Source organism: Streptomyces sp. NPDC031445 (genome assembly GCF_055581365.1).
Genome location: NZ_JBVIJO010000015.1, coordinates 1 through 23,580 on the forward strand (window position 1 = coordinate 1; position 23,580 = coordinate 23,580).

At 73.6% G+C, this 23,580-nt stretch carries 21 protein-coding genes; all 21 read left to right on the plus strand.

What is annotated here, in order from left to right; all coding sequences use genetic code 11:
- Nucleotides 1-345: NAD(P)H-dependent oxidoreductase (locus ACZ5DC_RS32545; RefSeq protein WP_468658698.1), on the plus strand; the 345-nt coding region annotated here is incomplete at its 5' end.
- 160 nt (nt 346-505) lie between these two features.
- A complete protein-coding gene (locus ACZ5DC_RS32550) occupies nt 506-1,003 on the plus strand; it encodes a MaoC family dehydratase (RefSeq protein ID WP_468658700.1) in 498 nt (165 codons plus the stop codon).
- A gap of 201 nt (nt 1,004-1,204) precedes the next feature.
- The gene (locus tag ACZ5DC_RS32555; protein WP_468658702.1) at nt 1,205-2,002 is read left to right on the plus strand and encodes a restriction endonuclease; all 798 of its coding nucleotides are present in this window, start codon (nt 1,205-1,207) and stop codon (nt 2,000-2,002) included.
- Between the two features lie 228 nt (nt 2,003-2,230).
- Nucleotides 2,231-3,511, plus strand: a complete 1,281-nt coding sequence (locus ACZ5DC_RS32560) for a phosphatase PAP2 family protein (protein WP_468659106.1) — start codon at nt 2,231-2,233, stop codon at nt 3,509-3,511.
- Between the two features lie 316 nt (nt 3,512-3,827).
- A complete protein-coding gene (locus tag ACZ5DC_RS32565) occupies nt 3,828-5,009 on the plus strand; it encodes an ROK family transcriptional regulator (protein WP_468658704.1) in 1,182 nt (393 codons plus the stop codon).
- A gap of 200 nt (nt 5,010-5,209) precedes the next feature.
- Nucleotides 5,210-6,727, plus strand: a complete 1,518-nt coding sequence (locus tag ACZ5DC_RS32570; RefSeq protein ID WP_468658706.1) for a sugar ABC transporter ATP-binding protein — start codon at nt 5,210-5,212, stop codon at nt 6,725-6,727.
- The gene (locus tag ACZ5DC_RS32575) at nt 6,724-7,740 is read left to right on the plus strand and encodes an ABC transporter permease (RefSeq protein WP_468658708.1); all 1,017 of its coding nucleotides are present in this window, start codon (nt 6,724-6,726) and stop codon (nt 7,738-7,740) included. Before ACZ5DC_RS32570 ends, ACZ5DC_RS32575 begins: the two co-directional genes overlap by 4 nt.
- Before the next feature lie 17 nt (nt 7,741-7,757).
- The gene (locus ACZ5DC_RS32580) at nt 7,758-8,798 is read left to right on the plus strand and encodes a substrate-binding domain-containing protein (protein ID WP_468658710.1); all 1,041 of its coding nucleotides are present in this window, start codon (nt 7,758-7,760) and stop codon (nt 8,796-8,798) included.
- Between the two features lie 70 nt (nt 8,799-8,868).
- Entirely contained in the window at nt 8,869-10,164 is a 1,296-nt protein-coding gene (locus tag ACZ5DC_RS32585) for a Gfo/Idh/MocA family protein (protein WP_468658712.1), read from the plus strand.
- A 14-nt stretch (nt 10,165-10,178) separates the two neighbouring features.
- A complete protein-coding gene (locus ACZ5DC_RS32590) occupies nt 10,179-11,177 on the plus strand; it encodes a sugar phosphate isomerase/epimerase family protein (protein WP_468658714.1) in 999 nt (332 codons plus the stop codon).
- A gap of 94 nt (nt 11,178-11,271) precedes the next feature.
- Nucleotides 11,272-13,758 carry a PQQ-dependent sugar dehydrogenase gene (locus ACZ5DC_RS32595; RefSeq protein ID WP_468658716.1) on the plus strand — a complete coding sequence of 829 codons (2,487 nt, stop codon included), beginning with the start codon at nt 11,272-11,274 and terminating at the stop codon, nt 13,756-13,758.
- A 12-nt stretch (nt 13,759-13,770) separates the two neighbouring features.
- Nucleotides 13,771-15,090 carry a ThuA domain-containing protein gene (locus tag ACZ5DC_RS32600; RefSeq protein WP_468658718.1) on the plus strand — a complete coding sequence of 440 codons (1,320 nt, stop codon included), beginning with the start codon at nt 13,771-13,773 and terminating at the stop codon, nt 15,088-15,090.
- 123 nt (nt 15,091-15,213) lie between these two features.
- Nucleotides 15,214-16,338 (plus strand): inositol-3-phosphate synthase, encoded by a 1,125-nt coding sequence (locus ACZ5DC_RS32605; RefSeq protein WP_468658720.1) that lies wholly within the window; start codon nt 15,214-15,216, stop codon nt 16,336-16,338.
- The gene (locus ACZ5DC_RS32610; RefSeq protein ID WP_468658722.1) at nt 16,335-17,234 is read left to right on the plus strand and encodes an SCO3242 family prenyltransferase; all 900 of its coding nucleotides are present in this window, start codon (nt 16,335-16,337) and stop codon (nt 17,232-17,234) included. The genes ACZ5DC_RS32605 and ACZ5DC_RS32610 overlap by 4 nt, the downstream gene beginning before the upstream one ends.
- Complete coding sequence (locus ACZ5DC_RS32615) at nt 17,231-17,461, plus strand: hypothetical protein (RefSeq protein ID WP_468658724.1); 231 nt, start codon at nt 17,231-17,233, stop codon at nt 17,459-17,461. Before ACZ5DC_RS32610 ends, ACZ5DC_RS32615 begins: the two co-directional genes overlap by 4 nt.
- The gene (locus ACZ5DC_RS32620; protein ID WP_468658726.1) at nt 17,458-18,339 is read left to right on the plus strand and encodes a sugar phosphate isomerase/epimerase family protein; all 882 of its coding nucleotides are present in this window, start codon (nt 17,458-17,460) and stop codon (nt 18,337-18,339) included. Before ACZ5DC_RS32615 ends, ACZ5DC_RS32620 begins: the two co-directional genes overlap by 4 nt.
- Entirely contained in the window at nt 18,336-18,980 is a 645-nt protein-coding gene (locus ACZ5DC_RS32625) for an EboA domain-containing protein (RefSeq protein ID WP_468658728.1), read from the plus strand. Before ACZ5DC_RS32620 ends, ACZ5DC_RS32625 begins: the two co-directional genes overlap by 4 nt.
- Nucleotides 18,980-19,828: a TatD family hydrolase gene (locus ACZ5DC_RS32630; RefSeq protein WP_366753618.1), complete on the plus strand. Its 849-nt coding sequence runs from the start codon at nt 18,980-18,982 to the stop codon at nt 19,826-19,828. Before ACZ5DC_RS32625 ends, ACZ5DC_RS32630 begins: the two co-directional genes overlap by 1 nt.
- 3 nt (nt 19,829-19,831) lie before the next feature.
- Nucleotides 19,832-21,001 (plus strand): metabolite traffic protein EboE, encoded by a 1,170-nt coding sequence (eboE, locus tag ACZ5DC_RS32635; RefSeq protein WP_468658731.1) that lies wholly within the window; start codon nt 19,832-19,834, stop codon nt 20,999-21,001.
- Nucleotides 20,998-22,413 carry a nucleotide pyrophosphatase/phosphodiesterase family protein gene (locus ACZ5DC_RS32640; protein ID WP_468658733.1) on the plus strand — a complete coding sequence of 472 codons (1,416 nt, stop codon included), beginning with the start codon at nt 20,998-21,000 and terminating at the stop codon, nt 22,411-22,413. Before eboE ends, ACZ5DC_RS32640 begins: the two co-directional genes overlap by 4 nt.
- Complete coding sequence (locus ACZ5DC_RS32645; RefSeq protein WP_468658735.1) at nt 22,410-23,561, plus strand: sugar phosphate isomerase/epimerase family protein; 1,152 nt, start codon at nt 22,410-22,412, stop codon at nt 23,559-23,561. The genes ACZ5DC_RS32640 and ACZ5DC_RS32645 overlap by 4 nt, the downstream gene beginning before the upstream one ends.
- The last annotated feature ends 19 nt before the right edge of the window (nt 23,562-23,580 follow it).

Here is a 23,580-nt window from a genome sequence, read left to right on the forward strand (position 1 = left end):
TCCTACAGCGGACTGTTCAAGTCCTTCTTCGACGTGCTCGACAAGGACGCGCTGACCGGCAAGCCGGTCCTGATCGGCGCCACCGGCGGCACCGGCCGGCACTCCCTGGTACTGGAACACGCGCTGCGCCCGCTGTTCGCCTACCTCCGCGCCGTCGTCGTCCCCACCGGCGTCTACGCCGCCTCCGAGGACTGGGGCGCCGAAGGACTCGCCGAGAGGACCGACCGTGCCGCGGCGGAACTCGTCGCGCTGATGAGCGGGCCGCCCGTGGTCGCGCGCCCCGCCCAGCCGGCCTTCGAGTTCCGCCCGCCCGCGCCCACCGTGCCGAGCGCCAGGGGCCGGTGACCCCGGCCCGGCAGCGCGCCCCGCACCGGCCGAGGCCGACGCCGGGAGTCATGTGGTCTGACTCACCGTGAGCCGGGCCCCTCACGCGTACCCCGAGAGACGCACCGGAAAGACGTACCGGAAAGACGCACCCCCGAGAGACGACGGAGAGGACAGCACGATGGACACTCAGGACACGGCACCGCCGGCGACCGGGTTCGACCCGGACGCGTTCCTCGTCGTCCCGCCCAGGACTTTCGAGGACCTGCACGTCGGCGAGGTGTTCCGGGCCCCCAGCCGGACCCTGACCGACGCCCACGCGGCGGCCTTCCAGACGGTCTCCGCGGACAACCACCCGGTGCACTACGACGCCGAGTGGGCGCGCCGGCACGGGCACTCCGCGCCGGTGGTGCACGGCCTCCAGGTGCTGGCGTTCACCGCGCCGGGCGCCACGCTGTTCCCCCACTTCATCGGCGAGGTGTTCATCAGATTCCTGGAGGTGTCCTGCACGTTCCTGGCCGAGGTGCACTCCGGGGACACCCTGTACCCGGCCCTGACCATCACCGGCCTGGAACCGCGCGGCGACGACGGTGTCGTGGTGACGCAGGCCACCGTCCACAACCAGCGCGGCGAGCTCGTGCTGTCCGGACAGCACAAGTACCTGCTCCGGTGCGGTTAGACACGGACGGACACCGGTACGGGGCGGGCTCCGCCGCTCCCGTACCGGGGACAGCCCTGGTCGGCGAGGTCGCCGGCCAGGGCTGAGCCATGCGCGGTGTGCGATCTTTCGATGATCTCGGGCATCCGGAGAGGACCGGCCTTTGTCGTCGCCGTCCGGGAGGGAACCCGCGTGTCCGTACCTCTGCGCCCCGTTCGACGTGTGCGGAACGACCGACGTTTCGATCTGCGCACGACCGCTCTGTTCTTCCTGCTGCTCGCGGTCCTGTTGTGCCTCCTCGCGCTGGTGGTGCGGACGGCCGCGGGCATGGTGGAGCGGCGCCCGCTGTGGGCCGGGGTCCTGGCGGTGCTCGGCATCGCCGCCGCCGTGACGGGCCGGTCCAGGTGGCGCCGGTTCTCCGCCGCGAAGTACGCGCGCCGGACCGCCCGCGCACTGGAGGAAGCGGCCGCGGAGGCAGCCGTTCCGCTGCGGCCGGCCGCGGAGGCGGTGGTTCCGTCGCGGCCCGCCCCGGAGGCAGCCGTACCGCCGTGGCCGGCAGACGAGGAGACGGCCGGTGGGGAGGCGGCCGGTGAGGAGACGGCCGCGTTCCCCGGCGGTGTGGTGGACTGCGCCGAGCTCGGGCCCGACGGTTTCGAGGAGGCCATAGCCGACCTGTGCGCCCGTGACGGGTGCCGGGAGGTGGAGGTGGTGGGCGGCGCCGGCGACCTGGGGGCGGACGTCACGGCGCTCACCCCGGACGGACGGCGCGTGGTGATCCAGTGCAAGCAGTACGGTCCGGCCAACAAGGTCGGCTCGCAGGACCTCCAGCGGTTCGGCGGAACCTGTTTCACCATCCACGAGGCAGATGTCGCGGCGGTCGTGACCACGAGCGACTTCACCACGCCCGCTGTCGAGTACGCGCGCCAGTGCGGCATCGTGTGCGTGGACGGCGACGCCCTGGACGCCTGGTGCCGCGGTACGGGGCCGAGTCCGTGGGACGGAGCGGGCATCGCGTGCTGACCGTGGCGGGCACTTCCCCATCCACAAGGCGCGGGTGCTCGGATAACATGATCGAACTCACGACAAGCACGCCCGCATAGCCCGACCTCGCCGGAAAACCACACAACACCGAACACATCGGCCAAACAATTGATATCTAGAGCATCGCGGGTCATTCCGCCACCAGACAACAGAAGTTCGTTCGCCGCATGGCGTCGACCCCGGACGGTGCTCTGGGCCACGGCCGCTGTGGTGACCCTCGCGTTCCTCGTCGCGCTGGAGATCGCCGCGCGCCACTACGGTCTGCCGGGGCCGGTCACCTACCAGGTGCGGGAACTGGTGTTCCCGCCCAAATCGGGGTTCCTGCTGTACGCCAGCATGGCGTTGACGATGGTGGTCCTCACCTGGCGGGAACGGTTCCTCGCGCTGGGCGCGGCGATCGGCATCGACGTCGTCTTCCTGCTGGCGCGGTGGACGGCCGGCGCCGGCCTGACCGACGGCGGCCATCCCTTCGGCAACGGCGCGTTGTGGGTCATCGTGGGCTGCGCGGTCATCGCGGTCACGCGCCGCACCGGCAGCGAACGCCTGCTGCTGCTCAAGGGCGTCGGGCTGGGCCTGCTGCTGGTGGCCGGCCGCAAGACGGGCGACACCTGGCTCCTCATCACGTCGAAGACCCGCCCGACGGTGCTCGACCCGTACGTCGCGACCGCCGACCACGCGCTGGGCGACCCGTCGTGGGTGGTGGGCCGGATCGTGCGGGCCACCGGCACGGTCGGCGCCCACACCCTCGACTACGTCTACGCCCAGCTCGCGGTGGCCGCGGTCGTCGTCGCGATGTACCAGCTGCGCCACGTGGCGGCCGAGCGCCGCTTCCCGCGCCATCACCTGGTGCGCACGTTCCTGGTCATCGGGCTCCTCGGGCCGGCCATCTACATGATCTTCCCGGTGGTCGGGCCGGTCTTCGCCTACGGCGCCGACGGCGGGCACTGGGCGGTCGCCGCCCTGTGGCCGGACACACCGTCGCCTCTCGGTACCCCGCACCCCATACCGTTCGACGGGATCACCCCGCGCAACTGCATGCCCAGTCTGCACACGGCATGGGCCACCGCGATCTTCGTCCACTCCCGCAAGGGACCGCGTTTCCTGCGCTACGCGGGCACGTTCTGGCTGGTCGCCACGCTCACCGCCACACTCGGGTTCGGCTACCACTACGGCGCCGATCTCCTCGCCGGTGCGGTGTTCACGCTCACCATCGAGGCGGCGCTGCGCGCGTACGACCGGGGCTGGGACCGGTCCGGAATCCAACTGGTCGCCCACGGTACGGCGGTATTCGCCGCGCTCCTGCTGTCGTACCGCTTTCTGCCGGTGCCTATGGCCGCGCACCCGTGGCTGTTCGGCCCCCTTCTCCTGCTGGCGATGCTCTCGGTGGTCCACGGCTTCGTGCGGACCACCGCACTGTGGGAACCGAAGCCCGCTCCCGCTCCCCTACCGCAACCGGAACCGCAACCGGAACTGGGAGCCGTCCCTTAGCCCGCCCCCGGCGCGGGACACACGCGCGCCGGCAGGAGTTCCGCCGGCGGGCGGCCACCCAACAGCCGCCCGCCGCACAACCGATGCGAGCGGACGGCACCACCTGGGCCCCGGCCCGCGCCCCCCGGCTACCGCCTCCGCGCACCCGTGGCTGTCCGGGAGCCGTCCCTTAGCCCACGCTCTTTGTCCTCTCAGTGGAAGAAGTTCCCGGGAATCCGTGCACAACTTCTTCCCAGGTTCGGCGGCCACTGCTACGTTCCCTGTCGAAAGCCCGACACTGGTGGCCGCAAAGGGCGGGGAGGGGCACGTGAGACGCATGACGGCTCGACCGGCCAACGCGCACCAGGCCCGCCTGCTGAAGCTGCTGCGGGACGGCGGCCCCAACTCCCGGGCCCAGCTGGGCGACCAGGTCGACCTGTCGCGGTCGAAGCTGGCCGTGGAGGTGGACCGGCTGCTGGAGACGGGCCTGGTGGCGGCCGACGGACTCGCCGCCTCGCGCGGCGGCCGGCGCTCCCACAACGTCCGGCTCAACCCGGACCTCAGGTTCCTCGGCGTCGACATCGGCGCGACCTCGGTCGACGTCGCCGTCACCACCCCGGAACTGGAGGTCCTCGGCCATCTCAACCAGCCCATGGACGTGCGCGAGGGGCCGGTAGCGGTCTTCGAGCAGGTCCTGGACCTGGCGGGGAAGCTGAGGGCCGCGGGGCTCGCCGAGGGCTTCGACGGCGCCGGCATCGGCGTCCCTGGACCGGTCCGCTTCCCCGAGGGCGTACCGGTCGCCCCGCCGATCATGCCCGGCTGGGACGGCTTCCCCGTCCGGGAGGCGCTCAGCCAGGAGCTCGGCTGCCCGGTCATGGTCGACAACGACGTGAACCTCATGGCGATGGGAGAACAGCACGCGGGGGTCGCCCGTACCACGGCCGACTTCCTCTGCGTCAAGATCGGCACCGGGATCGGCTGCGGCATCGTCGCGGGCGGCCGGGTGCACCGGGGCACCACCGGAAGCGCCGGCGACATCGGCCATATCCAGGCGGTGCCCGACGGCCGGCCCTGCGCCTGCGGCAACCGGGGCTGCCTGGAAGCACACTTCAGCGGCGCGGCCCTGGCCCGGGACGCGGTGCAGGCGGCCGGGCAGGGCCTGTCCGCCGAACTCGCGGCCCGGCTGGAGGCGAACGGCACCCTCACCGCCGTGGACGTCGCCGCCGCTGCCGCCGCGGGGGACGCCACCGCCCTCGAACTGATCCGTGAGGGCGGCACCCGGGTCGGCCAGGTCATCGCCGGACTCGTGTCCTTCTTCAACCCGGGCCTGGTGGTGATCGGCGGCGGGGTGACCGGCCTCGGCCACACCCTGCTCGCCGCAATCCGCACCCAGGTCTACCGCCAGTCACTGCCGCTGGCCACCGGCAACCTGCCCATCGTCCTCGGAGAGCTGGGACCGAGCGCCGGAGTCATCGGCGCCGCCCGGCTGATCAGCGACCACCTCTTCTCACCCGCGTAGACGCACCACCCGCGCAAACCCGACAGCGTTCCACCCGCGCAAGCCGTCACCACCCCGCCCGCGCACCCGGCCCGCATCAGCGACCCATCCCCCGCACCGCCGCACCGCCCCACTTACTCGTGTAACGCCGCTCCCTGGCCGCAGGGCGCTCGCCTCGCTACGCCCTGACACCGGTCCGCACGCCCGCCGAGGGGACTCACATGGCATCAGAACCACCGCTGCTCAGCATGTCCGGAATCACCAAGTCGTTCCCCGGAGTCCGCGCTCTGGACGGCGTCGACCTCGACGTCCAGGCCGGGGAGGTGCACTGCCTGCTCGGCCAGAACGGCGCCGGGAAGTCCACCCTCATCAAGGTGCTGGCCGGCGCCCACCAGCCGGACGGCGGCGGCATCCACTGGCGCGGCGAGCCGGTCACCCTGCGCTCCCCGATCGCGGCCATGCGCCTCGGCATCGCCACCATCTACCAGGAACTCGACCTGGTGGAGCACCTGTCGGTGGCGGAGAACGTCCACCTCGGCCACGAGCCGACGGCCGCCGGGTTCGTCGTCCGCGTCAAGGCCGCGCGCGCCGCGACGGCGGCGCTGCTGAAGCGGCTCGGGCATCCCGAGATCGATCCGGCCCGTCTGGTCGGGGAGTTGTCGGCGGCGCAGCAGCAGATCGTGTCGATGGCACGGGCCCTGTCCCACGACGTACGGCTCATCGTGATGGACGAGCCGTCCGCCGCGCTCGACCCCGACGAGGTCGACAACCTCTTCCGGATCGTCGGCGATCTCACCGCCGACGGGGTCGCCGTCGTCTACATCTCGCACCGGCTGGAGGAGATCCGGCGCATCGGCGACCGGGTGACCGTGCTCAAGGACGGCCGGGCCGTCGCCGGCGGGCTGCCCGCGAAGACCACGCCGACCCGGGACGTCGTCGCCCTGATGACGGGCCGCAGCGTGGAGTACGTCTTCCCCGAGCGGCCCGCCCGGGCGCCGGAGGCCGAGCCCGTCCTCCGGGTGCGGGGCCTCGCCCGGGACGGGGAGTTCGCGCCGTTCGACCTCGATCTGCGCCCGGGTGAGATCGTCGGGCTGGCCGGCCTGGTCGGCTCGGGTCGCTCGGAGATCCTGGAGACCGTCTACGGGGCGCGCCGGGCGACCGCGGGCGACGTCGTCGTCGACGGGCGCAGGCTGCGCACCGGGAGCGTCCGTGCCGCCGTGCGCGCCGGGATAGGGCTCGCGCCCGAGGAGCGCAAGGCGCAGGCCCTGCTGATGCTGGAGTCCGTCACGCGGAACGTGTCGGTGTCGTCCCTGTCCCGCTTCTCGCGGGGCGGCTGGATCGACCGGCGCGGCGAGCGCGGCGCCGCGCGGGCGGCGACCCGGGAGCTGTCGCTGCGCCCCGGCAACCCGGACGTGCCGGTGCGCACCCTGTCCGGCGGCAACCAGCAGAAGGCCGTGCTCGCCCGCTGGCTGCTGCGCGGCTGCCGGGTGCTGCTGCTGGACGAGCCCACCCGCGGCGTCGACGTCGGCGCCCGCGCCGAACTGTACGCGGTGGTGCGCCGGCTGGCGGACGAGGGCCTGGCCGTTCTGCTGGTCTCCAGCGAGGTGCCCGAGGTACTGGGCCTCGCCGACCGCGTACTGGTGCTCCGCGAGGGCCGTGTCGTGCACACGGCGCCCGCCCAGGAGCTGGATGAACACCGAGTCCTCGACCTCGTCATGGAAGGAAGCCCGGCGTCATGACGCAGCACGTCTCCCCGCCCCGGGACACCGCCGGCCCGACACCGCCGGCCCGGCTCCCCGTCTGGCGCGCCCTGCCGGCCCGCGCCGACCTGCGCACCCTCTCCCTGCTCGGGGTGCTCGCCGCTCTGGTCGTCATCGGCGGCGTCACCAAGCCCGACGAGTTCCTCGACACCCGCAACCTCCAACTGGTGCTGACCCAGGCGTCGGTGATCGGCGTGGTCACCGTCGGCATGACGTTCGTCATCACCTCCGGCGGCATCGACCTGTCGGTCGGCGCCATCGTCGCCCTCGCCTCCGTGTGGGCGACCACGGTCGCCACGCAGGAGTACGGCTTCGCCGGCATCCTCTTCACGGCGGTGGCCGTCGGCCTCGGCTGCGGGCTCGTCAACGGACTGCTCGTCGCGTACGGCGGGATGGTCCCCTTCATCGCCACCCTCGCCATGCTGGCGTCGGCGCGCGGACTCGCCCTGCAGATCACCGACGGCAAGACGCAGATCGTGACCGTGGACGGCATCCTGAACCTCGGTGAGCGCGACTCCTATGTGCTCGGCGTCCCGCCGCTGGTCCTGGTGTTCGCGATCGTGACGGTCCTCGGCTGGCTGCTGCTCAACCGCACGACCTTCGGCCGGCGCACGGTCGCCGTCGGCGGCAACGCCGAAGCGGCCCGCCTCGCCGGCATCGACGTCCGCCGCCAGCGGCTCTACCTGTACCTGCTGTCCGGGCTGTGCTGCGGCATCGCCGCCTTCCTGCTGATCGTGCTCTCCGGCTCCGGCCAGAACACCAACGGCAACCTGTACGAACTCGACGCCATCGCGGCCGCCATCATCGGCGGGACCCTGCTCAGCGGGGGCCGCGGCACCGTCACCGGCTCCGTGCTCGGCGTGCTGGTCTTCACGACGATCACGAACATCTTCGCCCTGAACAACCTCCAGAGCGACGTCCAGCAGATCGCCAAGGGCGCGATCATCGTCGCCGCCGTCCTGGTCCAGCGCCGTACCGCGAGCACGACCTGAGGAAAGGGTTCACCACCATGTCACAGCTGACGAGCCGCAGAGGACTGCTCTTCGGGACCGCCGCCGTCTCCGCCGGCGCCTTCCTCGCAGGTTGCACGAGCAACGAGACGAAGGAGGAGAAGACGGCCGCGAACGAGCAGCCGGCCGCCGACGACAAGCCCGGCAGGCACGTCACCATCGGCTTCGCCGGACCGCAGGCCGACCACGGCTGGCTGAACGCCATCAACGACAACGCCAAGAACCGGGCGAAGAAGTACTCCGACGTCACCCTGGAGATCACCGAGGGCTCCAACGACACCGCCCAGCAGATCGGCCAGATCGAGACGCTGATCAACAAGAAGGTCGACGTCCTGGTCGTGCTGCCCGCCGACGGCAAGGCCCTGACCCGGGTCGGCCTCAAGGCGATGCGGGCCGGCATCCCGGTCGTGAACCTGGACCGCGTCTTCGACTCCGCGCAGGCCTACCGCTGCTGGATCGGCGGCGACAACTACGGCATGGGCCTCAACGCCGGGCACTACATCGGCGAGAAGCTCAAGGACAAGCCGGACGCCCGGGTCGTGGAACTCGCCGGCCTGGACAACCTGGAGCTGACCAAGCAGCGCACCCAGGGCTTCGACGACGCCTTGAAGAACTACCCGAACATCAAGAAGGTGGCCCGGCAGGCGGCCGAGTTCACCGTCGAGTCCGGTCAGGCCAAGATGGCCCAGCTGCTCCAGGCGCAGCGGGGGTTCGACGCCCTGTGGAACCACGACGACGACCAGGGCGTGGGCGCGCTGCGGGCCATCCAGCAGGCCGGACGGGACGACTTCCTGATGGTCGGCGGCGCGGGCGCCCTCTCCGCCTTCGAGGCCATCAAGCAGGACGACGGCGTGCTCAAGGCGACCGTCCTGTACCCGCCGACCATGGCGGCCTCCGCCATCGACCTGGCCCGCGCCCTCGGCCAGGGCAAGGGCGTCGGCGGTCTCGCCGAGTTCGAGGTCCCGGCGTCCCTGACCCTGTACTCGGCCGTGGTCGACAAGACCAACGTCGACCGGTACATGCCCACCGGCTTCCGCTGAGCCGGCCCGCCGGCCCGCACCCCCCACCGCGCCACGACGAACGCGCCCCGACGACGAGGAGGACGAGCGCATGGAACAGCCGCAGCAGTCAGCCGGCCCCGAGGCCGCACCGGAGAGGGCCCCGGGGGCCGCACCGGGGACGGCACCGGGGACGGCACCGGACGGGGCCCCCGGAGCCGGGAGACCGCCGCTGCGCGTCGGCATGGTCGGCTACGCCTTCATGGGCGCCGCCCACTCCCAGGGCTGGCGTACCGTGGGCCACGTCTTCGACCTGCCCCGCCGGCCGGTGCTGGCCGTGCTCTGCGGACGGGACGGCGCCGCCGCCCGGGCGGCGGCCGAGCGGCACGGCTGGGCCGCCGTGGAGACCGACTGGCGCGCGCTGATCGCCCGGGACGACGTCGACCTCGTGGACATCTGCACCCCCGGTGACAGCCATGCCGAGATCGCGGTGGCCGCGCTCGCCGCCGGCAAGCACGTGCTGTGCGAGAAGCCCCTCGCGAACACCGTCGCCGAGGCCGAGGCCATGACGCGCGCCGCGGAAGAGGCGTACGGGCGCGGGAGGGTGGCGATGGTCGGCTTCAACTACCGCCGGGTTCCCGCGACCGCGCTCGCCCGCCGGATGATCGCCGGCGGCCGCCTCGGCACCCTGCGGCACGTCCGGGTGACGTACCTCCAGGACTGGCTGGCCGACCCCGCCTTCCCGCTGACCTGGCGGCTGCGCAGGGAGCACGCCGGTTCCGGCGCGCTCGGGGACCTGGGGGCGCACATCGTGGACCTCGCCCAGTACCTGGCGGGGGAGCCGCTGGCCGGGGTGTCGGCGCTGACGGAGACCTTCGTCCGGGAGCGCCCGCTGCCCGGCGGCCCGAGCCGCGGTCTGGGGGCCGGGTCCGCGACGGGCGCCCCGCGGGTGAGCACCGGCACGGTGACCGTGGACGACGCCGCCGTGTTCACCGGCCGGTTCGCCTCCGGTGCCCTCGCCGCCTTCGAGGCGACCCGGTACGCCACCGGCCGCAAGAACGCCCTGCGCGTCGAGCTCAACGGGGAGCGCGGCTCGCTCGCCTTCGACCTGGAGCGGCTGAACGAGCTGTGGTTCCACGACGCCACCGGGCCCGGCGCCGAGGCGGGCTTCCGCCGCATCCTCGTCACCGAGCCCGAGCACCCGTACCTGGACGCCTGGTGGCCGCCGGGCCACGGCCTCGGCTACGAGCACACCTTCGTCCACCAGGCCCGCGACCTGGTCCACGCCGTCGCCGCGGGCACCCGCCCCGACCCCTCCTTCGCCGACGGACTCCAGGTGCAGCGCGTCCTGGCCGCGGTGGAGGAGAGCGCCGAGAAGAACTCCGTCTACACGCCCGTCGCGGGCTGAAGGAGGCCGCGCTCATGCCGCGCCCGTTCACGCTGTTCACCGGCCAGTGGGCCGACCTGCCCCTGGCCGAGGTCTGCCGGCTCGCCCGCGACTTCGGCTACGACGGCCTCGAACTCGCCTGCTGGGGCGACCACTTCGAGGTCGACAAGGCCCTCGCCGACCCCGGCTACGTGAAGTCCCGGCACCAGCTCCTCGACTCCTATGGCCTGAAGTGCTGGGCGATCTCGAACCATCTCGTCGGCCAGGCGGTCTGCGACGCCATCATCGACGAGCGGCACCGGGCCATCCTGCCCGACGCGGTGTGGGCCGACGGCGACCCGGAGGGCGTGCGGCGGCGCGCGGCCGACCGGATGAAGGACACCGCCCGTGCCGCCGCGGCCTTCGGCGTCGACACCGTCGTCGGCTTCACCGGGTCGGCGATCTGGCACCTGGTCGCCATGTTCCCGCCCGCGCCCGAGTCGATGATCGAGCGCGGCTACGAGGACTTCGCCGACCGGTGGAACCCGGTCCTCGACGTCTTCGACGCCGAGGGCGTGCGGTTCGCGCACGAGGTCCACCCCAGCGAGATCGCCTACGACTACTGGACCACCCACCGCGCCCTGGAGGCGGTCGGCCACCGCCCCGCCTTCGGGCTGAACTTCGACCCCTCCCACTTCGTGTGGCAGGACCTCGACCCGGTCGGCTTCCTGTGGGACTTCCGCGACCGGATCTACCACGTGGACTGCAAGGAGGCGCGCAGGCGGCTCGACGGCCGCAACGGGCGCCTCGGCTCCCACCTGCCGTGGGGGGACCCGCGCCGCGGCTGGGACTTCGTCTCGGCCGGACACGGGGACGTGCCCTGGGAGGACGTCTTCCGGATGCTGCGCTCCATCGGCTACGGCGGGCCCGTCTCCGTGGAGTGGGAGGACGCCGGCATGGACCGGCTCCAGGGCGCTCCCGAGGCCCTGTCCCGCCTGAAGGCGTACGACTTCGAGCCGCCGTCGGCCTCGTTCGACGCGGCGTTCGCCAACTGACGTCCCGCGTCGGTTGATGCACGGCTCCGGGACGACGGCGCGTCCCGGCGTACTCACCCGCCCCGTACAACCAGCCCCACTCTGGAGGCCTTTCGTGCACGGGAACGATCGCACCACCCGCACCGGAACCCGCAGACCACGCCTGCGCAAGGCGCTCGCCCTGTTCGGCGGCGCGCTCCTCGCGGGCGCCACCCTCACCCTCACCTCGCCCCAGGCCGGCGCAGCCGTCGCCGGCCAGGACCCGGCCGCGGCGGCCGAGGACTTCCAGCAGGTCACCCTCGCCAAGGGCGAGGCGGAGACCGGGGAGCCCATGTCCCTCGCCGTCCTCCCGGACCGCTCGGTCCTGCACACCTCGCGTGACGGCGAGCTGCGCCTGACGGACGCGGCCGGGAACACCAAGATCGCCGGCAAGCTCGCCGTGTACTCCCACGACGAGGAGGGCCTCCAGGGCGTCGGCGTCGACCCGGGCTTCACGACGAACCGTTTCATCTACCTCTACTACGCGCCCCCGCTGAACACCCCGGCGGGCGACGCGCCCGAGACCGGCACCGCCGCCGACTTCGCCCCCTTCGACGGCGTCAACCGCCTCTCCCGCTTCGTGCTGAACACCGACGGCACCCTGGACACGGCCAGCGAGAAGAAGATCCTCGACGTCCCCACCACGCGCGGCCTGTGCTGCCACGTCGGCGGTGACATCGACTTCGACGCGGCCGGCAACCTCTACCTGTCGACGGGCGACGACACCAACCCCTTCCAGTCGGACGGCTACACCCCGATCGACGAGCGCGCGGACCGCAACCCCGGCTTCGACGCCCAGCGCACCGCCGGCAACACCAACGACCTGCGCGGCAAGATCCTCCGCATCAAGGTCGGCGCCGACGGCTCCTACTCGATCCCCGACGGCAACCTCTTCCCGCCCGGGACGGACAAGACCCGGCCCGAGATCTACGCGATGGGCTTCCGCAACCCGTTCCGGTTCAGCGTCGACAAGGAGACCGGCATCCTCTACGTCGGCGACTACGGCCCCGACGCCGGCGCCGCCGACCCGAAGCGCGGCCCGGCCGGCCAGGTCGAGTTCGCCCGGGTGACCAAGCCGGGCAACTTCGGCTGGCCGTACTGCACCGGCGCCAACGACGCCTACGTCGACTACGACTTCGCGACCAAGGCCTCCGGTGCCTCCTTCGACTGCTCCGCCCCGAAGAACACCTCCCCGCACAACACCGGCCTGACCGACCTGCCGCCGGCCCAGCCCGCCTGGATCCCCTACAACGGCCCGTCGGTCCCCGAGTTCGGCGACGGCTCCGAGTCCCCGATGGGCGGCCCGGTCTACCACTACGACCCCGCGCTCGACTCGCCGGTCAAGTTCCCCGAGGCCTACGACGGCGACTTCTTCGCCGGTGAGTTCGGCCGCCGCTGGATCAAGCGCATCAGCAGCGACGCGGACGGCACCGTGCGGTCCATCAAGGACGTGCCCTGGACCGGCACCCAGGTGATGGACATGGCGTTCGGGCCCGACGGCGCGCTGTACGTCCTCGACTACGGCGTCTCCTGGTTCGGCGGCGACGAGAACTCGGCGCTGTACCGCATCGAGAACGCCACCGACGGCCACTCGCCCGTCGCCCAGGCGGCGGCGAGCCGCACCTCCGGCCAGGCGCCGCTGAAGGTCCAGTTCTCCTCGCAGGGCACGAGCGACCAGGACGGCGACGCGCTCACCTACAGCTGGGACTTCGGCGACGGCACGCGGTCGACCGACGCCAACCCCACGCACACCTACCGCAAGAACGGCACCTACACCGCGACCGTGACCGCGAAGGACCCCTCGGGCCGCACCGGCGGCGCCAGCGTGCAGATCGTCGTCGGCAACACCGCGCCCACGGTGGTGCTCCAGACCCCGAAGGACGGGCAGCTGTTCAGCTTCGGTGACGCCGTCCCCTTCACCGTGAAGGTGACCGACCCCGAGGACGGCCGCCGGATCGACTGCGCCAAGGTCAAGGTCACCTTCGTCCTCGGCCACGACACCCACGGCCACCCGCTCACCTCGGCCACCGGCTGCACCGGCACCATCCAGACCAGCGCCGACGGCGGCCACGACGAGGACGCCAACATCTTCGGGGTGCTGAACGCCGAGTACACCGACAACGGAGGCGGCGGCCAGGCCGCGCTCACCTCGCACGACCAGAGCGTCCTCCAGCCCCGCCACCGCCAGGCCGAGCACTTCGGCAACAGCTCCGGCGTCTCGGTGATCGCGAAGGGGACGGCACACGGCGGCAAGACCGTCGGTGACATCGACAACGGCGACTGGATCTCCTTCACGCCGTACGTCCTGGGCAACGCCGAGAAGATCACCGCGCGCGTCTCCTCCGGCGGCGCGGGCGGCACCCTGGAGGTCCGGGCCGGCTCGGCGGGCGGCACGCTGCTCGGCAAGGCGACCGTGCCGGTGACCGGCGGCTGGGAGACCTTCCAGGACGTCCAGGCCGACCTGTCCCGCGCCCCGCGCGGCACCACCACCCTCTACCTGGTGTTCAAGGGCGGCAGCGGAGCCCTGTTCGACGTCGACGACTTCACCTTCACCACCGGCTGAGAGGAGCGGCACATGCGCACAGTGACCGCCGTCGCGACGGCCGCGCTGCTCCTCGGCTGCGCCGCGGCACCGGCCGCGTCGCACGGCACGGACGGCGCCAAGCGAGTGCTGGTCTTCTCCAAGACGGCCGGCTTCCGGCACGATTCGATCCCCGAGGGCGTGGCCGCGGTGCGGCAGCTCGGCGCGAGCGGCGGCTTCACGGTCGACGCCACCGAGGACGCGGGCGCCTTCACCCCGTCCACCCTGCGGCGCTACGACGCCGTGGTGTTCCTGTCGACCACCGGGGACGTCCTCGACAGCGCCCAGCAGGCGGCGTTCGAGGACTACGTCCACCGCGGCGGCGGCTACGTCGGCGTCCACGCGGCGGCCGACACCGAGTACGACTGGGCGTTCTACGGCGGCCTCGCCGGCGCGTACTTCCAGTCGCACCCGGCGATCCAGCCGGCCACCGTGCGGGTCGAGGACCGCGCCCACCCGGCGACCTCGGGGCTGGCGCGGACCTGGAACCGGACCGACGAGTGGTACAACTACCGCTCCAACCCCCGGGACCGGGCCCACGTCCTCGCCTCGCTCGACGAGTCGTCGTACACCGGCGGCACCATGAACGGCGACCATCCGATCGCCTGGTGCCAGGAGTACCAGGGCGGCCGGGCCTTCTACACCGGCGGCGGCCACACCAAGGAGTCGTACGCGGACCCGGAGTTCCGCCGGCACCTGCTGGGCGGCATCCGGTACGCGACCGGCGCCGCCCAGGCCGACTGCCGGCCGGAGAGCGGATACACCAGCCTGTTCGACGGTGACTCCCTCGACGGCTGGCGGCAGGCGGGCCCCGGCTCCTTCACCCTGTCCGACGACGGCACGCTCACCTCGTCCGGCGGGATGGGCCTGCTCTGGTACGCCGGCCGGAGCTTCGGATCGTACTCCCTGAAGCTCGACTGGAAGGCGGCCGGCGACGACAACTCGGGCGTGTTCGTGGGCTTCCCGCCCTCGGACGACCCGTGGTCGGCCGTGGACAACGGCTACGAGATCCAGATCGACGCCACCGACGTCCCGGAGAAGACCACCGGGTCCGTCTACGGCTTCCGCTCCGCCGACCTGAAGAAGCGCGATCGTGCGCTGAACCCGCCGGGAGAGTGGAACACGTACGAGATCCGGGTCCAGGGCGAACGCCTGCGGATCTGGCTCAACGGCGTGAAGATCAACGATTTCACCAACACCGATCCGGCCCGGAGCCTCACCGACGGGCACATCGGCATCCAGAACCACGGAGCCGGTGACGAGGTGTCCTTCCGCGACATCCGGATCAGGGAACTGCCCGCCAAGGGCCACTGAACGGCGGCGGGCGGGAGACGCCGTACTCCCGCCCGCCGTCACCACCTCCGCACGCCCGAACCCCCCACGCACGGCGTTCGTCCCCACCGCTTGCGGTGTCCGCGCTCGACAAGGAGGCTGCCCATGTCCGCGCCCCCCGCCCGTTCCCCGCGTGCCGGCGTCTGGCTGATCGGCGCCCGCGGCTCCGTCGCCACCAGCGTCGTCGCGGGCTGCGCCGCGCTGACGGCGGGCCTGCACCCGCCGACGGGCCTGGTCACCGAGGGCCCGGCGTTCGCGGGCAGCGGCCTGCCCGCGCTGTCGTCCCTGGTCTTCGGCGGCCATGACACCACGGACTGCCCCCTGCCCAAGCGGGCCGAACAGCTCGCCGCCGGCGGCGTCCTCCCGCCCGGCCTCCCCCCGGCCGTCGCCGCCGAACTCGCCGCCGCGGACCGGGAGATCAAGCCTGGCGGCCCCCTGCCCGGCGACACCCGCACCGCGGAGGAACTGATCACCGCCTTCGCCGAGGACCTGCGCGGCTTCGTACGACGGCACGGCCTGGCCCGTGCGGTGGTGGTGAACGTCGCCTCCACGGAACCGGCCGCGACCGGGGCGGAGCTGCCGCCCAGCTCCCTCTACGCGGCGGCCGCCCTGCGCGCCGGCTGCCCGTACGTCAACTTCACCCCCTCGACCGGGCTGCACCACCCCGCGCTCGCCGGCCTCGCGGCCTCCAGCGGGCTGCCGTACGCCGGCCGGGACGGCAAGACCGGGCAGACGCTGCTGCGCAGCGCGCTCGGCCCGATGTTCGCGCAGCGGGCGCTCGCCGTGCGGGCCTGGTCCGGGACCAACCTCCTCGGGGGCGGGGACGGCGCCGCGCTCGCCGACCCGGCCGCCGCCGCGGCGAAGAACGCAGGCAAGGAGCGGGTCCTCGCCGACACCCTGGGCACGGTCCCCGAGGGCGAGGTCCACATCGACGACGTACCGGCGCTCGGCGACTGGAAGACCGCGTGGGACCACATCGCCTTCGACGGCTTCCTCGGCACCCGCATGGTCCTGCAGACCATCTGGCAGGGCTGCGACTCGGCCCTGGCGGCGCCCCTCGTCCTGGACCTGGCCCGGCTGACGGCCCGCGCCCACGAGACCGGCCGCGCCGGCCCGCTCACCGACCTGGCCTTCTACTTCAAGGACCCGGTGGGCGGCGCACCGGCCGCCCTGGCCGACCAGTACACCGCGCTCCTGCGCTTCGCCCGCGAACTGGGAGCCCCGCAGTGAGCCGCCGGCCCGGCACCGGCCGCGACGCCCGCGGCGGCACCCCGGCACCGGGCGGGCGGCGGCTGCGGGCGTGGGCCGAACTGCTGCGGCTGCCCGCCCTGTTCACCGTTCCCGGCGACGCGCTCGCCGGGGCGGCGGCCGCGGGCGTCCGGCCGGGGCGCGCGAGCCTGCTCGCCATCGGTTCGTCGGTGTGCCTGTACGAGGCCGGGATGGCGCTGAACGACTGGGCCGACCGCGCCGAGGACGCCGTGGAGCGCCCGCACCGGCCCCTGCCGTCCGGAAGGGTGCGCCCCGCCGCCGCCCTCACCGCGGCCTGTGCCCTCACGGCCGCCGGGCTCGCCCTGGCCGCCCGCGCGGGGCGCCCGGCGCTGGCGGTCGCCACCCCGCTCGCGGCCACCGTCTGGTCGTACGACCTGCTGCTCAAGCGGACCCCGGCGGGCCCGGCCGCGATGGCCGCCGCCCGCGCCCTGGACCTGCTGCTCGGCGCCGCCGCCGGTGCCGGACGCGTCCGGCCGGCCCTGCCGTCGGCGGCCCTGCTCGGCACCCACACGCTCGCGGTCACGGCCGTCTCGCGCCAGGAGACCCGCGGCGGCTCCCCGACCGCCCCGCTCGCCGCGCTGGCCGCCACCGCCGCCGTGACCCGGCTGCTCCCCGGCCGCGCGCTCACCACCGCGCTCGCCCTCGGCTACGCCGGGACCGCGGCCCGCCCCTACCTGCACGCCGTCCTCAACCCGTCACCCCCGCTCACCCAGCGCGCGGTCGGCGCCGGCATCCGCGCCACGATCCCCCTCCAGGCCGCCCTCGCCGCCCGCGCCGGAGCCGGGGCGACGGCCCTGTTCACGGCGGCCCTCGGCCCACTGGCCGCCCGCACGGCGAGAAGGGTGAGCGTCACATGAACCCGACCCCCGCCCACCAGCACACCACCACCGCCACCGCCACCGCCCGCACCCGCACCCGCACCACCGCCCCGGTCACGGCGCCCCCCGGCCCGCCAACCTCCCGCTCGGCCGGCGACACGCGCGCAAGCGGCACCGCCGGCATCCGCACCACGGCCCCGGGACCGGGCGGCCGGGAAGAGGCGTGTCGCATGGGGCCGCCGGTCATGGAAGGGAGCCCCGAGTGAACCCCCCGCGCTTCGGCTACGGCACCAACGGTCTCGCCGATCTCCGGCTGGACGACGCCCTCGCCCTGCTGGCCGACCTCGGGTACGACGGTGTCGGGCTGACCCTCGACCACATGCACCTCGACCCGCTCGCCCCCGGCCTCGCCGGCCGTACCCGGCGGGTGGCCCGGCGGCTGGCCGGACTGGGGCTCGACGTGGCCGTGGAGACCGGCGCCCGGTACGTCCTCGACCCGCGCCGCAAACACGGCCCCTCGCTGCTGGACCCGGACCCCGAGGCCCGTGCCCGGCGCGTGGACCTGCTGCTGCGGGCGGTGCGGGTGGCCGCCGACCTCGGTGCCACGGCCGTGCACTGCTTCAGCGGAATCGTTCCGCCGACCGATCCGGACCCGGCCCCCGCGTGGGAGCGGCTCGCCGTCTCGCTCTCCCCCGTCCTCGACGCCGCCGAGGCCGCCGGCGTGCCCCTCGCCGTCGAGCCCGAACCCGGCCACCTCCTCGCGACCCTCGCCGACTTCCACCACCTGCGCCGCCTCCTCGGCGACCGGCCCGCGCTCGGCCTCACCCTCGACATCGGCCACTGCCAGTGCCTGGAGCCGCTGCCGCCCGCCGACTGCGTACGCGCCGCCGCGCCCTGGCTGCGGCACGTGCAGATCGAGGACATGCGGCGGGGCGTGCACGACCACCTCCCGTTCGGCGAGGGCGAGATCGACTTCCCGCCCGTCCTCGCGGCGCTCGCGGCCACCGGTTACCGGGGCCTGACGGTCGTGGAGCTGCCCCGCCACTCCCACGCCGGCCCGCACCACGCCGCCGCCTCCCTGCCGTTCCTGCGCCGCGCGACCGCCCGTACCCCGGCCACCGTGCACGAAGGGAGCACCCCGTGACCCGTTCGACCGCCGCCGCGGCGCCCTCGCCCGACGCGCTGCGCGACCACCTCGAAGCCCACCTCGAGCCGCCCGCGCGCGCCTGGCTGCGCGGAGCGCTGGCCGAGGCCGCCGACCACCCCGGCGGACACGGCCCGATCTCCGCCTGGGAGCTGCGGCTGGCCGAGGCCGGCCGGCGCTGCGGCAGCCGGCACGCCGACGCCGCCCGTGTCCTGATCCTGTGCACGGCCCACGCCGACCTCGCCGCCGTCACCCGCGTCTACCGGCAGGGCACCGCCGCCGAACGGCGGGCCGTGCTGCTCGCCCTGCCCCACCTCGTCCCCGGCCCCGACGCGCTCCCCCTCGTCGAGGACGCCCTGCGCACGAACGACACCCGGCTGCTCGCCGTCGCCGTGGGCCCCTACGCGGCCCGCCACCTCGACGCCCACGGCTGGCGGCAGGCCGTACTGAAGTGCCTGTTCACCGGCGTCCCCGTGGAGGCGGTGGCCGGTCTCGCCGAGCGGGCCCGCGGCGACGCCGAACTCGCCCGGATGCTCACCGACTTCGCGGCCGAGCGCACGGCGGCCGGCCGCCCCGTCCCCGACGGCCTGTACCGCGTGCTCGCCCACGCCACCGCGGAGTCCGGCAAGGAGGTCTCCTGATGCGCCTGTTCGACCCGCACATCCACATGACGTCACGGACCACGGACGACTACGAGGCCCTGCGCGACGCGGGGGTCCGCGCGGTGGTCGAGCCGTCGTTCTGGCTGGGCCAGCCCCGCACTTCCCCCGCCTCCTTCCTCGACTACTTCGACTCGCTGCTGGGCTGGGAGCCGTTCCGCGCGGCCCAGTACGGCATCGCCCACCACTGCACGCTCGCCCTGAACCCGAAGGAGGCCAACGACCCGCGCTGCGCCCCCGTCCTGGACGAACTGCCGCGCTACCTCGTCAAGGACCAGGTCGTGGCGGTGGGCGAGATCGGGTACGACGCGATGACCCCGGCCGAGGACAAGGCCCTCGCCGCCCAGCTCCAGCTCGCCGCGGACCACGGCCTGCCCGCGCTGGTGCACACCCCGCACCGCGACAAGCTCGCCGGTCTGCGCCGCACGCTCGACGTCGTCCGCGAGTCCGCCCTGCCCGTCGACCGGGTCCTGGTCGACCACCTCAACGAGACGACCGTGCGGGAGGCCAAGGACAGCGGCTGCTGGCTCGGTTTCTCCGTCTACCCCGACACCAAGATGGACGAGCGGCGGATGGTGGCGATCCTGCGCGCCTACGGCCCCGAGAAGGTCCTGGTGAACTCGGCCGCCGACTGGGGCCGCAGCGACCCGCTGAAGACCCGCCGGGTGGCCGACCTGATGCTGGCCGAGGGCTTCACCGAGGACGACGTCGACCGGGTGCTGTGGCGCAACCCGGTCGCGTTCTACGGCATGAGCGGCCGGCTGGAACTGGAGGTCGTCCCGCCCGAGCCCACCCACGAGGGCAACTCCCTGCTGCGCGGCGGGGAGTGAGCGATGCGCTTCCGCCACCCGGACGGTACGACCGTCCACCTCGCCTACTGCACCAACGTCCACCCCGCCGAGACCCTCGACGGCGTCCTCGCCCAGCTGCGCGACCACTGCGAGCCCGTCCGGCGCCGGCTCGGCCGTGACCGGCTCGGCATCGGCCTGTGGCTCGCCCATGACGCGGCCCGCGCGGTGGACACCGACCCGGCCGCGCTGCGCACGCTGCGGCGGGAACTCGACCGGCGCGGACTGGAGGTCGTCACCCTCAACGGCTTCCCCTACGAGGGCTTCGGCGCCGCCGAGGTCAAGTACCGGGTGTACAAGCCCGACTGGGCGGACCGCGAGCGTCTGGAGTACACCACCGCGCTCGCCCGTGTCCTGGCCGCGCTGCTGCCCGACGACGTCACCGAGGGCAGCGTCTCCACCCTGCCGCTCGGCTGGCGCACCACCTGGAGCGCCGACCGCGCCGCGGCGGGCCGGGCGGCGCTGCGCGCCCTCGGGCAGCGCCTTGACTCGCTGGCGGAGCTGACCGGCCGCTCGGTCCGCGTCGGCCTGGAACCGGAGCCGGGCTGCGTCATCGAGACCACGGCGGACGCCCTGGCACCGCTCGGCGCCGTCGGCCACCCCCGCGTCGGCGTCTGCGTCGACACCTGTCATCTGGCCACCTCGTTCGAGGACCCGGCGGCAGCGCTGGACGCGCTCGCCGCGTCCCCGGTGCCGGTGGTGAAGGCGCAGCTGTCGGCCGCGCTGCACGCCGAGCACCCCGGCCGGCCCGAGGTGCGTACCGCCCTCGCCGGCTTCGCGGAGCCTCGCTTCCTGCACCAGACCCGCGCGCTCACCGGCGCCGGGGTGCACGGCGCCGACGACCTGCCCGAGGCCCTGGCCGGCGGGCCGCTGCCGGCGGACGCGCCCTGGCGCGCCCACTTCCACGTCCCGCTGCACGCGTCCCCCACCGCGCCGCTGACCAGCACCCTCCCCGTGCTCCGCGCGGCCCTCGCCCGGCTCGTCGGCGGACCGCGCCCGCTCACCCGGCACCTGGAGGTCGAGACGTACACCTGGCAGGCGCTCCCGCCCGGCCTGCGCCCGCGCGGCCGGGACCGGCTCGCCGACGGCATCGCCGCCGAACTCTCCCTCGCCCGCGACCTGTTGACCGACCTGGGCCTGAAGGAGCTGCCATGACCGAGCGCACCCCCACCCCGCTCCTCGTCCTCGACGTGGTCGGCCTCACCCCCCGCCTCCTCGCCCACATGCCCCACCTGGAGGCCCTCGCCGCCGCGGGTTCCCGGGCGCACCTCGGCACCGTGCTGCCGGCGGTCACCTGTGCCGCCCAGTCCACCTTCCTCACCGGCGCGCTCCCCGCCGAGCACGGCATCGTCGGCAACGGCTGGTACTTCCGGGAGCTCGGCGAGGTGCTGCTGTGGCGCCAGCACAACGGCCTGGTCGCCGGGGACAAGCTGTGGGACGCCGCCCGCCGCGCCCACCCCGGCTACACGGTCGCCAACATCTGCTGGTGGTACGCGATGGGCGCCGACACCGACATCACCGTCACCCCGCGGCCCGTCTACTACGCCGACGGCCGCAAGGAGCCCGACTGCTACACCCGGCCGCCGGCCCTGCACGACGAACTCACCGACAGGTTCGGCACGTTCCCGCTGTTCCGCTTCTGGGGACCGGGCGCCGACCTGGTGTCCAGCCAGTGGATCATCGACGCCACCCGGCACGTCCTGCGCACCCGGCAGCCCGACCTGACCCTCTGCTACCTGCCGCACCTCGACTACGACCTGCAGCGCCACGGCCCGGACGATCCGCGCTCCCTGAAGGCCGCCGCCGGCCTCGACGCGGCCCTGGCCCCGCTGCTGGACGAGGCCCGCGCCGAGGGCCGTACCGTCGTCGTGCTGTCCGAGTACGGCATCACCCCGGTGAGCCGGCCCGTCGACATCAACCGCGCCCTGCGCCGCGCCGGCCTGCTGGAGGTCCACACCCAGGACGGCATGGAGTACCTGGACCCGATGGCGTCCCGCGCCTTCGCGGTGGCCGACCACCAGATCGCCCACGTGTACGTCCGCCGCCCCGAGGACCTGGCGGCCACCCGCGCCGCCCTCGACGGCCTGCCCGGCATCGAACGCCTCCTGGACGACGAGGGCAAGAAGGCCCACCACCTCGACCATCCGCGCTCCGGCGAGCTCGTCGCCGTCGCGGAACCGGACGCCTGGTTCACGTACTACTACTGGCTGGACGACGCCCGCGCCCCCGACTTCGCGCCCCTCGTGGAGATCCACCGCAAGCCGGGCTACGACCCGGTCGAGCTGTTCATGGACCCCGAGGACCCCTATGTGAAGGTCAGGGCGGCGACGGCGCTGGCCCGCAAGAAGCTCGGCCTGCGCTACCGCATGGCGGTCGTCCCCCTCGACCCCTCACCGATCCGGGGCAGCCACGGCCGCCTCCCCGCGAGCGACGACGACGGTCCGCTCCTGCTGTGCTCCACCCCCCGCGCCGTCGGCGACCGCATCGCGGCCACCGACGTGAAACCGCTCCTGCTGCACCTCGCCGGTCTCACCGCCGACGACCCGTCCAGAGAGAGGCACCCGTGAACATCAGCCAGCACACCGACGAAGACCTGCGCCGCAGCCTCGGCATCGGCCGCCGCCGCTTCCTGAGCACCTGCACCGCCGTCGCGGCCGGCGCCGTCGCCGCCCCCGTCCTCGGCGCCGCACCCGTCCAGGCGGCGCCCCAGGCCGCTCCCCGGGCCGCGGCCGGCGGCAAGGGCCACGCCCTGGTGCCCGAGGACAAGCGCGGCATCATCCTCTACACCGTCCGCGACGCCGTCGGCCGGGACCCGCTCTCCACCTCCCTGCCGTCGGGCTTCCGCGCCGTGTTCGAGCAGCTGGCCCGGTTCGGCTACCGCCAGGTGGAGTTCGCCGGCTACGGCCAGCACGCGAACGCGCCCGGCGGGGCGAACCTGGAGTCCGTCCAGGGCGCGAAGCTGCTGCGCCGCTGGCTCGACGACGCCGGCCTGCGCGCCCAGGGCAACCACGGCTTCATCCCCGGTTCCTGGCCGCTGACCAGCGCCGATCTGGACACCTTCAAGAAGCACCTGGAGATCGCGAACATCCTCGGCATGGCGCACATGGGCACCGGCGCCGACCCCACCAGCAGCCGCTACCAGGCGGACTGGGACGTGGCCGCCGACAAGTGGAACGCCCTCGGGGAGATCGCCCGCCGCGCGGGCCTGAAGCTGTACACCCACAACCACGACGCCGCCTACGACTTCCTGCTGGACGGCGGCCCGCTGGACGCCCAGGGCAGGCCGACCCGCAGCTCCGGGGTCCGCAAGCTGGAGTACTTCCTGTCCGTCACCGACCCGAAGCTGGTCTGGCTGGAGATGGACGTCTTCTGGGCGCACGTGGCCCAGTACAAGTTCCGCGCCTACACCGCCCACGACGGCTCCACGCGCACGAACGTCTTCGACCCGGCGGGCCTGGTCACCCGCCACGACAAGCGGTACCCGCTCTTCCACGCCAAGGACGGCACCGTGAACACGACGAACGGCATGGGGTACGACATGGTCCCGTTCGGCACCGGGGTCATCGACTACACGACGTTCTTCTCCCGCGTGGGCCACCGCAACTACCACAACCCGATGGTCGAGCAGGACAACGCCCCGAGCACGGCCAACCCGGCCCAGTCCCTGGAGCACGCGGCCATCGGCTACCGCAACCTGGCGGCACTGCGCCGCTGACACCCCTCCTGGCAACGGC